Raw genomic sequence first — 13,736 nt, forward strand, 5'->3', positions numbered from 1 at the left:
TTTTCAAAAATAAAAAAAATTAAGTGTATTTATATAAAAAAAACTTAAGCAAAATTACTTAAGTTTTAAAATTTAAATTTTAAAAAATCTATTTAAAAATATAGCTTAGTGCAAGACTAAAAACTTGTAAAGATTTTATTTTCTGAACATCTGGATCACCTGTCGCAATTTCGGTAGGTGAATTTTTTAAATTCGGATATGCATTAGATAAGCCTGCATCAAGTTTTACTGCAATTTCTAGTTGTCTTTTATAGCTAAAACCAAATCCGCCACCAATATTAAAATTAAACCAACCTGCTTTTCCATAAGCATTAATTTCATAAGAAGGTTTACTTGGATTTGTAACTTTTTGACTTATTAAAAAATCAAATCTTGGTCCACCAATAATGAAAAATTCACTTTCTGCTTCTGAGAAATAAGCTTTAAAATTTAGAGGAATACTAATATAATCGGTTGCATAAGTTGCGTGTTGTAAACCTTTTAAATTTTCATATTTTCTATCTCCTCTTTCACCTGCTCCTACATACAAAACTTCTGGTTGAAGGTAGAATTGATCATTACTATCAATAGGAATTAAAGCTAAAACTCCGGCATAGAAAACGAAACGCGGACCGGAAGAATTGTGTGCTCTTTGAACACGAGAATAATTTGGTCCTGCAGTGATTCCAAAACGTGTATTTCTCAAATCCAATTGTGCAAAAAGCAAAGTAGCAGTTAGAAATGCGGTGATAAAAAATAGCTTTTTCATATTTGTGTGTTTGTTTTATGCTAAAACTTTTGCCACAGTTTTGCCAATATCTGCGGGAGAATCTACCACGTGAATTCCATTTTTTCTCATGATTTCCATTTTTGCTTGCGCTGTATCATCTTCGCCGCCAACAATTGCTCCGGCGTGTCCCATTGTTCTTCCCTTTGGTGCAGTTTGTCCAGCAATAAATCCAACAACTGGTTTTTTTGAACCACTTGCAGAATACCATTTTGCAGCTTCTGCTTCAAGGTTTCCGCCAATTTCACCAATCATGACAACTGCTTCAGTTTCTGGATCGTTAATAAACATTTCTATCGCTTCTTTTGTGGTTGTTCCAATAATTGGATCACCACCAATTCCAATAGCGGTAGAAACTCCGAAACCTGCTTTTACTACTTGATCTGCAGCTTCATAAGTTAAAGTTCCAGATTTTGAAACAATTCCTACTTTTCCTTTTTTGAAAACGAAACCAGGCATAATTCCAATTTTTGCTTCGTCTGATGTGATAATTCCGGGACAGTTTGGACCGATTAATCTGCAATCTTTATTAGAAATATAATTTTTTACTTTTACCATATCTTCCACAGGAATTCCTTCGGTAATGCAAACAATAACTTTAATTCCGGCTTCTGCTGCTTCCATAATTGCATCTGCTGCAAATGCAGGTGGTACAAAAATAATACTTACGTTTGCTTTTGCTTTTTCAACCGCTTCTGCAACGGTATTAAAAACTGGTTTCCCCAAATGTTCAGAACCTCCTTTTCCTGGAGTTACTCCGCCAACAACGTCAGTTCCGTATTCTATCATTTGTCCAGCGTGGAAAGTTCCTTCATTTCCTGTAAATCCTTGTACAATTACTTTAGAGTCTCTGTTTACTAATATTGACATTTTTAATTTTTTATAATTTTTGTTAAGTATTTATCAATCCTACAAATTTAATTAATTATAAGCCGAAACTAAAATATTAGACGGTCTTATTTTAGATTTTTGATTTTTATTTCTTTTTTTAAATAATCTCTAAATTCTTCAGCTAATTGTCCGAAATAAGTTTTTCCTCCTTCCAAATCTTTATTGACTCCAGTTTTACCAAGAATTATGGCACCTTTTCCTATTCTTTTACCAGAAGCCATCGCAACTTGTCCCCAAATTGTAACATCTTCTTCAATAATGCAACAACCTGCAATTAAAGCTCCAGAAGCAATTAAAGTTCTTTTACCTAAAACAGTGTCATGACCGATTTGTATTAAATTATCGAGTTTTGAACCTTTTTTAATAATGGTAGAATCTGTAACACCTCGATCGATGCAACAATTATTTCCGATTTCTACATTGTCTTCCAAAATTACGTTTCCAACAGAAATCATTCTGTCATATTCTCCATCAAGTTTTCTATAGTAAAAAGCGTCGCCTCCTAAAACTGTGTTGGATTGAATGATGCAATTATCACCAATTTGAGTTCTGTCTCCCAAAACTACGTTTGGATAAATAATACAATTTTTACCAATTTTAATATCATTTCCTATGATAACAGAAGAATGAATATGTGAATTCTCGCCAACTTCTAAATTATGAAGTTCTGAAATGAAAGGGTTTGGTTTGGTAAAATGGGTATTAATTAAATTAAAATCTCGAAAAGGATCGTCAGAAATTAATAAAACTTTTCCTTCCGGAACTTCTACTTTTTTATCAATTAAAATAATAGTTGCATCAGAATTTATCGCTTTGTCGTAATATTTTTGATTGTTGACAAAAACAATTTCTCCTTCTTTTACACGGTGAATTTCATTAGTTCCATAAATAGGAAAATCTTCCGCACCAATAAATTCTGCTTGAATTAAATTAGCAATAGATTTTAAAGTTTGTGGTTGTTGAAATGTCATCTAAGGTAAAAGTTTAAGGTAAAAAGGTAAAAGTGAAATTCCTAAAGTATCTTTATTAAAGTTTACTTCACTCTTTCCAAATAACTTCCGTCTTCTGTATTTACTTTAATTTTATCTCCGGCTTCTATAAATAATGGGACATTTATAATCGCACCCGTTTCTAAAGTTGCACGTTTTAATGCGTTTGTGGCGGTATTTCCTTTTACTCCAGGATCTGCTTCGGTTACTTCCAAATAAACTGTTGGTGGAATTTCTGCAGAAAGTGGAGACTCATCTGCTTCTTTTAAAATAATAGTTACTTCTTCGCCCGCTTTCATAAACTGAGCATTCTCAATCATTTCTTTATTGATGTAAATTTGAGAAAAATCATCGTTATTCATAAAATGAAAACCATTTTCATCGTCATATAAATATTGAAATTTTCTAGTAATAACTTTTACTTCTTCAATTTTATTTCCTGCAGAAAATGTATTTTCTAATACTTTTCCATTGGTTACACTTTTTAGTTTAGTTCTTACAAACGCAGGACCTTTCCCAGGTTTTACGTGCAAAAACTCTATTACTTTGAAGATATCATTATTAAATTCAATACAAAGTCCTTTTCTAATATCGCCGCTTGTTGCCATTTATTTTTATAAAATTTATTCTAATTTATTCTTTACTCGTTCCATAACCTTTTACAATACCACGTGGTGATTTTTGTATAAAAGTAAGAATTTCATCACGCTCTAAAGTTGGGAGCATTTCTTTTTCTATATAACTTACTGCTTGTGAAACATTGAGTTTCATTTGAAATATTGCACGGTAAATCTTTTGAATTTCAAATATTTTTTCTGAACTGTAACCTCTTCTGCGCAATCCTACAGAATTAATTCCTGCATAAGAAATGGGTTCTCTTCCTACTTTTATATAAGGTGGAATATCTTTTCTGATTAAAGATCCGCCAGAAATCATTGCATGTTTTCCAATTTTTCCAAATTGTTGTATTGCGGAAAGTCCTCCCATCACGGTGTAATCTCCTATTTCAACATGACCTGCAATTCCACACCCATTTGCAATAATTACATTATTTCCTAAAATACAATCGTGCGCAATATGTGAAGTTGCCATAATTAAACAACCACTACCAATTTTAGTATATCCAAGAGCTTTCGTACCACGGTTTACAGTAACACATTCTCTTAATGTAGTTTCATCACCAATAATAACTTTTGTTTCTTCGCCATCAAATTTTAAGTCTTGTGGAATTGCAGAAATTACCGTTCCGGGAAAAATTTTGCAATTTTTTCCTATTCTAGCGCCGTCCATTATGGTTACATTAGATCCTATCCAAGAACCTTCTCCAATTTCTACATCTGCAGCAACGCTTGTAAATGGTTCTATGACGACATTCTTGCCGATTTTTGCTCTTTTATCTACAACGGATAATTGGTGAATCATAGGCTTTTAATCTTGTTTCATTTTAGCAACTTGTGCCATAAGTTCGGCTTCCACTACCACGCTATCTCCTACATAACCGTAACCTTGCATGTGCACAATGCCTCGTCTTATTGGTTCTATTAGTTCTATTTTAAATATAATTGTGTCTCCTGGAACTACTTTTTTCTTAAATTTTACTTTATCTATTTTAATAAAATAAGTAGAATAATTTTCTGGATCTGGAACATTTGCTAAAACCAAAATTCCGCCCGCTTGTGCCATTGCTTCTACTTGTAAAACTCCAGGCATTACAGGTTCTTTTGGGAAATGACCTTGAAAATAAGGTTCATTCATAGAAACGTTTTTCAATCCTACAACGTGACTTTCAGATAATTCTAAAATTTTATCTATAAGTAAGAAAGGAGGTCTATGTGGCAATAATTTCATTATTCCATTGATGTCATAAACTGGCTCTTTTGTTAAATCAAAGTCAGGGACATTTTTTCTCTTTTGTAATTTATATTGTCGGTTCAATTTTTTTGCAAATTGTGTATTTACTAAATGTCCTGGTTTATTTGCTATTACTTTTCCTTTAATTTTTACGCCAACTAAAGCCAAATCTCCTATGACATCTAAGAGTTTATGACGTGCGGCTTCATTGGGATGGTTTAGCGTTAAATTATCTAAAATACCATTAGAGCGAATTGAAATATCTTCTTTTCCAAAAGCTTTTTTAAGCTTTTCTGTAGTTTCTGGTGTTAATTCTTTATCTACATAAACAATGGCATTACTGATGTCGCCACCTTTTATTAATCCATTATCTAAAAGTGTTTCAAGTTCATGTAGAAAACTAAATGTTCTTGCATTTGCAACTTCCTCTTTAAATTCTGAAATATCTTTAATTGTCGCATTTTGAGTTCCTAAAACTTTCGTTCCGAAATCTACCATGGTGGTAATTTCATAATTTTCGGAAGGAATGATGGTAATTTCTGAACCTGTATTTGTATCTACATAACTTAAAACCTCCTTTACAACTAAATATTCTCTGTTTACATTTTGTACTTTCAACCCAACTTTTTCTATTGCTTCAACAAAATATTTGGAAGAACCATCTAAAATTGGTGGTTCTGCGTTGTCCATTTCAATATAACAATTGTCAACGTCCATTCCGACCAACGCGGCTAAAATATGCTCACAAGTATGAACTTTAACACCTAATTTTTCTAAAGTTGTGCCACGATCTGTTGTAGTAACATAATTTACATCTGCTTCTACTTGTGGATTTCCTTCTAAATCTACGCGCACAAACACGAAACCAGTATTTTCTTTTGCCGGTTTTAAAGTTACGTTTACTTCTTTCCCTGTGTGTAAACCAATTCCCGAAAGTGTAACTTCTTCGTTAATAGTTTTCTGCTTATCACTCATTGGTACTTTCTTTTGAATTTTTTTCCAATTTATTTAATCTTTGTACGATGTCTGTAAAATTTTTGAAATGAACATAGTTTCTTCTAAATTCACTTGCTGAAATGGCAGGAGAACCGTACAATATTTCTTCGTCATTTACATTACTAATTATACCGCTTTGCGCTTGTATTTTGACTTGATTTCCAATTTTTATATGGCCTACAACTCCTACTTGTCCACCAATCATATTCCAGTCACCCACAATTGTAGAACCTGCAATTCCCGCTTGCGCAGCAATCACATTGTGTTTTCCGATTTTTACGTTGTGAGCAATCTGAATTAAATTATCTATTTTTGTTCCTTCACCAATAATTGTAGAACCAATTGTCCCCCGATCAATGCTACAATTAGAACCAATTTCTACATTATTTTCTAAAATTACATTTCCCAATTGTGGAATTTTTTCAAAACCATTTTTTGTGGGTTGAAACCCAAATCCATCGGAACCAATTACGGTATTAGAATGAATGATACAATTGTCTCCTATTTCGCAAAAATCATAAATTTTAGCTCCGCTGTAAATTTTACAATTTTTACCAATTTTTACATTTTTACCAATAAAAACTTGGGGGTAAATCTGCGTAGAATCTCCAACTTTAGACTTTTCTGAAATATAAGAATAAGAACCCACATAAATATCACTTCCCAATTTTACCGTTTGATGAATATTTGAGCCATCTTCAATTCCAGATTTTTTAGATTGCATTTCTTGATAAAGATTCATCAAAACTTGAAAGGACAAATAAGCATTTTCTACGGAAATAAGTGTAGGTTTATAAGTTTCGTTTTTAATTAAATTTTCTGAAACAATAAGAACGGAACAATTTGAGCTTAACAAATAACTGGCAAATTTCTCTTGCGCTACAAAAGACAAATGGCCTTCTAAGCCATTTTCTATAGGTGAAACACCGTTTATTACGGCATTTTTATCTCCAATAATTTTGCCTCCAATAATGCCTGCAATTTGCGCTGCTGTAAATTCCATATGTTGCAAAGATAATAAAAAACTCTTTTATTAAAATAGTTTATAAATTCTAAAATTTTAGGAAATCTCTCGTGGAAAAAATAAAATATATTTTGAATTTGTTTGGGTAATAAATGAGGATAAAATTTGGTTTGCAGATTCTTCCAATTTTATTTTATTTCCGTCTTTTTGTAGTAAATAAATAGGTTGTTTTTCAGCATCGTATGGTAATAAAGTTCTTTTAATTTCTCCTACAATTTCATTTCCAAAATCGATATTAAAATATAGATTTGTCTTATTAATTTTTTCACAAATAATAGCTTCATCAAAAGGTTTGGAAGAAATTATGGTTTTCGGAAAATGCCTATTAATTAATGATTTACAATAATAAGACAATAGAAAATCTGAACTTTTAGTCCACATTTTTATACTTAAAAAAACATCATAATCATCTAACTCTGTAAACTTTAATACATCTTCCTCATTTGTTTCTGATAAAGAGTTTCGATTTAAAAAGTATTTTAAATTATCTGAAGCAGGTAAATTAATTCCATTTAAAGTTAAATATTTTGCACGTTGCATTATTTTAACTAAAAAATATTCCGCTAAAGATGCTGTTTTGTGAAAATAAACTTGCCAATACATAAACATTCTTGCGGTAAGATAATTTTCAACAGAATAAATTCCTTTTGCATCAATTACCAATTCATCTTGTGAAACATTCATCATAGAAATAATCCGTTGTGTGTTCACATTTCCTTCTGAAACGCCAGAAAAAAAACTATCGCGTTTTAAATAATCTAATCGATCTACATCAATCTGAGAAGAAATTAATTGATTAAAAAATTTCCGTGGATATTTCCCTTGAAACATTTCTATTGAAGTATTTAATTCTCCATTAAACTCGATATTTAATTGCTGCATTAATAATAAAGACAATTTCTCGTGATGCCAATCTTCAATTAAAATATTTTCTAAAGCGTGAGAAAATGGTCCGTGACCAATATCGTGCAATAAAATTGCTAAAAGCACAGATTTTTCTTCTTCCTTTGAAATTTTCACTCCTTTTAATTTTAAAGTTTCCAATGCCGAAAACATCAAATGCATTGCACCTAAAGCATGATGAAATCTCGTGTGAGTTGCACCAGGGAAAATTAAATTTAAAAGTCCTGTTTGTGAAATTCTACGCAATCGTTGAAAAATGGGATGCTCTATCACATCAAATAACATCTCATATGGAATTTTAATAAATCCATGAACTGGATCATTTATAATTTTTAATTTATTGGTCATCTTCTGAAATCATTTAGCAATAAGGCAAATTTAAACCTTAATTTTTATTCTCTGGTTTTTATAATAAAAAGTCTCCAAGATTTTATAAAATTTCTACATCAAATCATGACAATCTTAATGTCTTTATAAATTTTAATAGTTAAAAGTTTAAATTGATATTTCAAAAAAGTGCAGTCTTCGAAAATAATTAACTATTATTTAACTTTAAAATAGCATATTTTGGGTGTAAGAAACGCGGAAATCGTTGTAATTTTGACAACAGAAATATTAAAAATAAAATAAATGTCGGGAAAAATATTATGGATTGATGATGAAGTGGATCTTTTAAAACCACATATTGTTTTTCTGGAAAACAAAGGATATGAAGTAAAACCTATAAATAATGTAAATGAAGCGCTTGAAATTTTAACCACAGAAAAATTTCAATTGGTTTTGTTGGATGAAAATATGCCCGGAATTTCTGGTTTAGAAGCCATTCCTTTAATTAAAAATATAGATTCTTCACTCAAAATTGTAATGGTTACAAAAAATGAAGAAGAAAATATTATGGAACAAGCGATTGGTTCCCAAATTTCAGATTATTTGCTAAAACCAATAAATCCGAACCAAGTTTTATTGTCTTTAAAGAAAAATTTGCAAAGCGAGACTTTGGTAGAACAACACACGATTTCAGAATATCAACAGGAATTTCGGAATCTTTCTATGGAATTGTCTTATCTAAAAACCTTTGCAGATTGGGCAGAATATTATAAAAAAATATTGTCTTGGGAAATAAAATTTGATAAAGTTTTTGATAATGATTTCGCCGATTTATTACAAAGTCAAAAAGAAGAAGCGAACATTCAGTTTTCAAAATTTATTGAAAATAACTACGAAGATTGGTTAAATACCAACGAAAAACCTTTAATGAGCCACACACTTTTTAAAGAAAAAGTAAAACCTGTGGTTGAGAAAAGCAAGACTTTACTTTTAATGGTAGATAATCTTCGTTTCGATCAATGGAAAATGATTGAACCCCTTTTCACAAAATATTACAATAAAACTTCTGAAGATTATTATTACAGCATTTTGCCCACTGCAACGCAATACGCCAGAAACTCTTTCTTTGCAGGACTTTTACCATCAGAAATTGAAAAAAGATTTCCAGATATGTGGTTCAATGATAATGAAGAAGGAAATAAAAATGAATTTGAACGCGATTTTTTGGAAGATCAACTCAAGAGATTAGGTCTTTCAAATAAAAGTATGAAATATCTCAAAATCTTAAATTCAGATTTCGAAAAGAAAATATTAGACGATTTCAACCAATACAAAAGCAATGATTTATTGGTGATTGTTTATAATTTCATCGATATTTTATCCCACGCAAAAACTGATAATACAATTGTAAATCAATTAATTAGAGATGATAAAACCTTTCGCTCCTTAACACAACATTGGTTTGAAAATTCTTCTATAATAAAAATTATAAAATTAGCAGCAGAAAATGGTTACAAATTAGTTCTTACAACAGATCACGGAACAATTTATGTGAAAAAACCAAGCAAAGTTGTAGGCGACAGAGAAACTTCTACAAATATTAGATATAAAACTGGCCGAAGTTTAACCTACGAAAAAAGTGACGTCTGGGCGATTAATAATCCTGAAAAATTATTTCTACCAAAAGGAAACCTAAGTTCAAAATATATTTTTGCGAAGACGAATTTCTTTTTGGCTTATCCAAAAAATTACAATCATTTTGTAAATTATTATAAAGAAACTTATCAACACGGCGGTATTTCTTTAGAAGAATGCATCATTCCGATTTGTGTATTTGAACCCAAATAGTTTTTTTTCATAGTTTATTTTATTTGGGTTTAGGCGCGGAAAATCTTCGGATTTTCCGCGCTTTTTTTATTAAATCCAATTCAAAACTTAGGAGGTTTTTCCCAAAATAGATTCTGTACTTTTTAATTAGAATTTAGGTCTAAATTTTGCAACTAAAAAGTAAAGAAAATAAAATGTCAGACAAACAAATTTGGACTATAGGTCATTCCACACATACAGAAGAAGAATTTTTAGAAATGTTAAAATCTTTTGAAATAAAAAATCTTGTTGATGTGCGGAGTTTGCCTGGTTCGAGAAAGTTTCCCCAGTTTAATAAAGAACATTTAGAAATTATAATGCCAGAAAACGGCATCCATTATTTTCATTTTTTAGATTTGGGCGGTCGCAGAAAAGTGGCTCCAAACTCCCTAAATACTTCTTGGCGAAACACTTCCTTTCAAGCTTACGCAGATTATATGGAAACAGACGAATTCAAAAAAGCATTACCAAAATTAGAAAAATTAGCGCTTGAGAAAAGAACCGCATTTTTCTGTTCAGAAGCAGTTTGGTGGCGTTGTCACCGCTCCATGATTTCCGATGAATTAAAAGCCGAAGGTTGGGAAGTTTGTCACATTATGAGCGTTGGCAAAAGTATGGAACATCCTTACACGCAACCGGCCAAAATTATAGACGGCAAATTGACTTATCAAGAGTAAACAATTCTTTCACAATCACAAACCGCTATTGAGATTCCACGCTCCACTTCGTCCCGCACTGAATGACAAAATTTGGAATTATGCGAAAATCGTTTTAACGACCTCGGAAACGAAGCCGTTAAGAAAATTAAATTTTTGTCCGTCAAAAATTTCCAGTGTTTGAGTGGTGGCAAAAAGCAAACTACAAAAGAAATTAGCAAAATTTCAACACGAGTTTGGAAATTTTAGGACAAAAGTTTAATTTTTAGGTGAGTTTCCAGTCTTGATTTTTTGGTTCTTTTTTATCAAGAAAAAAGAACATAAAATATTTAAGAAAAAAATCTAAATAATTTTAAGAATTAACTTTAAAGATAATTGTAAATTTGAAATTATATAAATTAGAAAAATGAAAGTAATTTCCTACAACGTTAACGGAATTCGCGCTGCTTTTACAAAAGATTTTTTAGGTTGGTTGAAAGTTGAAAATCCAGATGTGATTTGCATTCAAGAAAGCAAAGCCGGAACTGACCAAATTGATATTGAAAGTTTAGAAAAAGCGGGCTATTTCAGTTTTTGGCATTCTGCGCAAAAGAAAGGTTACAGCGGTGTTGGAATTGCGAGCAAAACTGCACCAAAACATATTCAAATCGGTTGTGGAATTGAAAGTTACGACAATGAAGGTAGAATTATGCGTGCTGATTTTGAAGATTTTTCTGTACTTTCGGTTTACGTTCCTTCTGCTTCAAATATTGAACGATTAGATTTTAAAATGCAGTTTTGCCACGATTTTTTAAATTACATCAAAGAATTACAAAAGAGAATTCCAAACCTCATCATTTGTGGTGATTTCAATATTTGCCACGAAGAAATTGATATCCACAATCCAAAAGGTTTAAAAAACACTTCGGGTTTTCTACCAATGGAAAGAGAATGGATGACAAAATTTATTGAAGATTGTAATCTCACAGATAGTTTCCGAAATGTTCATCCAGATTTGCAAAAATTTTCCTGGTGGAGTTATCGCGCAGGATCTCGCGGGAAAAATTTGGGTTGGCGTTTGGATTATCATTTTTTAACAGCACCTTTAATTGAAAGATTAAAAACCGCAGAAATTTTAACGCAGGTCGTTCATTCTGATCATTGCCCAGTTTTGGTGGAGCTTTAAACTTAAACATCATTTTTTATTTTACAAGTCTTAAATTCAAATTTGTAAACTTGCGTAAAAAAAAATATTTTTAGTTGTGCATTTTGTATATTTAAAAATATAATACCCTGATAAACAAAGTTTTAATAGAGTAAAAATATTTTGTGGGATTTTAAAACTTGCATATATTTGTGTGTTGCCTACAATGTTTATAAATATTGCACCTAAAAATGCCAAAATTCATTAAAATATTAATATTAAAAACTAATTTAATAAGAGAAAACTATTTAATTTTTTAAGTTTTGGAATCTTTATATCAGTTCTACTTTCAGGCTGTAGGGCTGAAAATGAAACAGTAGGATTTGAAGGAAGCACAAAGCGGGATTATGTAAACAAATCACTGTGGAAAGAAGATGAAGTTTTCATAAAGAATGTGAAAAAGATTTATGAAAAAAATGCTAATGAAGTTCAAATGTATTCAAAATTTGGCTCTGTGGCTTGGGATTACGCCACTTCAATGAATACTTTTAATGAAACTTTTTTAATGGCACCCTGTTTTAAAGAATAATGAGGTAGTGGCATTTGTTACCACAAAGAGATTAGGAAACAAGGTGTTTTTCAAATTCACAAAACAAGATACGGAAGTAAATAATTTTTTTAAAATTATAATTTTTAATGACCGTGAAAGTATTAGTGGTTCAGGTAATCGTAAAATGAATAAAACTTCAAGCTATGATTTGGAATGTAAAACGGTGATTTTAGTGGTTGGTGTAATTGAGGGCGGTGGTGGTACGCAAAGTGAAATAACGACAACTAAAACAGTTTGTAAAAAAGTTATAAAAGAAATAGCTGAAGATAACACTTGTATAAATGTGTCACCAAATGGAGAATGTAATATAGGAGACGGCGGTGGAGGCGGTGGCGGATATCCCTACGAAGATACGGAAGAAGAAGATTCGTGTGCGAAAGTTAAAACTAATTTAAATAATACAAAATTTAAAGAAAAATTCAATAAATTAACTAAGGCGGAGGTTTTCAATTTAGATCACGAAACAGGGGCATTTGAAAGATACCCACCAAAAGAAAACACATCAATACAACCTTCGTTTGCGGATATAGAAAATAAAATAGGAACCACGAATATGGATTTACCCGATGATAAAAGTGGAATCATAGGGTTACTACATTCACATAATAATGAAGATAAAAATGGAAATCATCCTGTGAAAATATTTTCACCCACCGATGTACGAACTTTTATTAACTATTTGATGCCTCAATCAAATAATTACACAGGAAGTTACACCAATGCTTATTCTGTAGTTACAACATCAGAAGGAAATTATATTTTAAAATACACAAAAGATACTTGGCCAGGTTCCATTAATTATGACACTAAAGATGCTTGGCAAAAATGGTATGAAAAAGAGTACACGAACCTTTTAAAGAATGATGCTATGACACAAGCAAATGTTGAAAAATTATTTACACAATTTTTGAAAGAAGTTGTAAAAATTGATGGCTTAGAATTGTATAAAGTCACCGAAAGCACATCTAAAAAATTAGAATATAACGGAAAAAATGAACCTGTAAAATCAACTCAATGTCCTTAAAATTAAAAATTATGAAGAAATTATTTATACTTGCAATATTTGGATTAATCATATCTTGCAAAGCACAAACTTATCCATTGCGGACTTTTACAGAAATTCCCGAAAATGCTTACCTTAAAGACACCAATAATGAGTTAAATTCATATACTGGGACTTGGAAGGCAACTTGGAACAATAAAACCATTTATATTACTTTAAAAAAAATGACAAATACTTATGATACTGTTTTTAAATATTATAGAGATTTTTTAATTGGAAAGTTTAAGGTTGTTGACAATAATGGAAAAGTTCTATTTGATAACACAAATATTGAAGATGGCAAAGCAAAAATTGAAGGAATTGGTTTTAGAAAAAAAGACGGTAAATATTCCTTAATCTATATTGATAGAGACTTATGCGGAATAACTGGAAATGTGACCATAAATTTCACCGATTCTACAAAAACCAAATTGCAATGGATTTATTCAAAGGATAATGACTGAACAGACTCAGATTGTTTCTATTGGGGAAAGCCTGCATCAGAAAGACCAGATCCTTTACCTTTTAATGCAATATTTACAAAACAATAAAATACCACTATAGCCAACATATTCTATGACAAAAAGCAAGGAAAAATTGAAAAAATTACGCGGCAAATTTGTGCAGATTTACAAAGTTTGATTCTCGTTGGATTACCGCAAAAATTCGGTAGACAATTTTGCATTTTATGT

General features: G+C 31.0%; 14 protein-coding genes. 6 read left to right on the top strand and 8 right to left on the bottom strand.

The features are described from left to right. Positions 1–88: 88 nt before the first annotated feature. The 8 genes from ACN0WB_RS05655 to ACN0WB_RS05690 all read right to left on the bottom strand — a co-directional run bounded on the left by ACN0WB_RS05655 (position 89) and on the right by ACN0WB_RS05690 (position 7,768). Entirely contained in the window at positions 89–748 is a 660-nt protein-coding gene (locus ACN0WB_RS05655) for a porin family protein (protein ID WP_417429704.1), read from the bottom strand. Between the two features lie 15 nt (positions 749–763). Then, positions 764–1,636 carry a succinate--CoA ligase subunit alpha gene (gene sucD / locus ACN0WB_RS05660; RefSeq protein WP_417429706.1) on the bottom strand — a complete coding sequence of 291 codons (873 nt, stop codon included), beginning with the start codon at positions 1,634–1,636 and terminating at the stop codon, positions 764–766. Between the two features lie 86 nt (positions 1,637–1,722). Next, a complete protein-coding gene (locus tag ACN0WB_RS05665) occupies positions 1,723–2,628 on the bottom strand; it encodes an LpxD N-terminal domain-containing protein (protein ID WP_417429708.1) in 906 nt (301 codons plus the stop codon). A gap of 62 nt (positions 2,629–2,690) precedes the next feature. Further along, on the bottom strand, positions 2,691–3,254 hold the full coding sequence (gene efp, locus ACN0WB_RS05670; RefSeq protein ID WP_417429710.1) for an elongation factor P: 564 nt from the start codon (positions 3,252–3,254) through the stop codon (positions 2,691–2,693). A gap of 25 nt (positions 3,255–3,279) precedes the next feature. After that, positions 3,280–4,068 (bottom strand): acyl-ACP--UDP-N-acetylglucosamine O-acyltransferase, encoded by a 789-nt coding sequence (gene lpxA / locus ACN0WB_RS05675; protein ID WP_417429712.1) that lies wholly within the window; start codon positions 4,066–4,068, stop codon positions 3,280–3,282. 6 nt (positions 4,069–4,074) lie between these two features. Continuing rightward, positions 4,075–5,472: a bifunctional UDP-3-O-[3-hydroxymyristoyl] N-acetylglucosamine deacetylase/3-hydroxyacyl-ACP dehydratase gene (locus tag ACN0WB_RS05680; RefSeq protein ID WP_417429714.1), complete on the bottom strand. Its 1,398-nt coding sequence runs from the start codon at positions 5,470–5,472 to the stop codon at positions 4,075–4,077. Then, positions 5,465–6,496, bottom strand: coding sequence for a UDP-3-O-(3-hydroxymyristoyl)glucosamine N-acyltransferase (gene lpxD / locus ACN0WB_RS05685; RefSeq protein WP_417429716.1), 1,032 nt, complete (start codon positions 6,494–6,496; stop codon positions 5,465–5,467). Before lpxD ends, ACN0WB_RS05680 begins: the two co-directional genes overlap by 8 nt. A 57-nt stretch (positions 6,497–6,553) precedes the next feature. Continuing rightward, a complete protein-coding gene (locus ACN0WB_RS05690) occupies positions 6,554–7,768 on the bottom strand; it encodes an HD domain-containing protein (protein WP_417429718.1) in 1,215 nt (404 codons plus the stop codon). A 282-nt stretch (positions 7,769–8,050) separates the two neighbouring features. On the opposite strand from ACN0WB_RS05690, the gene ACN0WB_RS05695 reads away from it, so the two are divergent. From ACN0WB_RS05695 to ACN0WB_RS05720, 6 genes are all read left to right on the top strand, one after another. After that, positions 8,051–9,595: a PglZ domain-containing protein gene (locus ACN0WB_RS05695; protein ID WP_417429720.1), complete on the top strand. Its 1,545-nt coding sequence runs from the start codon at positions 8,051–8,053 to the stop codon at positions 9,593–9,595. Positions 9,596–9,768: 173 nt separating this feature from the next. Continuing rightward, positions 9,769–10,290, top strand: a complete 522-nt coding sequence (locus ACN0WB_RS05700) for a DUF488 family protein (RefSeq protein WP_417429722.1) — start codon at positions 9,769–9,771, stop codon at positions 10,288–10,290. A 385-nt stretch (positions 10,291–10,675) separates the two neighbouring features. Continuing rightward, positions 10,676–11,434 (top strand): exodeoxyribonuclease III, encoded by a 759-nt coding sequence (locus ACN0WB_RS05705; protein ID WP_417429724.1) that lies wholly within the window; start codon positions 10,676–10,678, stop codon positions 11,432–11,434. Positions 11,435–11,846: 412 nt separating this feature from the next. Beyond that, positions 11,847–11,981: a hypothetical protein gene (locus ACN0WB_RS05710; protein ID WP_417429726.1), complete on the top strand. Its 135-nt coding sequence runs from the start codon at positions 11,847–11,849 to the stop codon at positions 11,979–11,981. A gap of 145 nt (positions 11,982–12,126) precedes the next feature. After that, the gene (locus tag ACN0WB_RS05715) at positions 12,127–13,026 is read left to right on the top strand and encodes a hypothetical protein (RefSeq protein ID WP_417429728.1); all 900 of its coding nucleotides are present in this window, start codon (positions 12,127–12,129) and stop codon (positions 13,024–13,026) included. Between the two features lie 11 nt (positions 13,027–13,037). After that, entirely contained in the window at positions 13,038–13,508 is a 471-nt protein-coding gene (locus tag ACN0WB_RS05720; RefSeq protein ID WP_417429730.1) for a DUF6705 family protein, read from the top strand. Positions 13,509–13,736 lie beyond the last annotated feature (228 nt).

Origin of the sequence: Halpernia sp., from assembly GCF_048269545.1 — a bacterium.
Lineage (GTDB): Bacteria > Bacteroidota > Bacteroidia > Flavobacteriales > Weeksellaceae > Halpernia.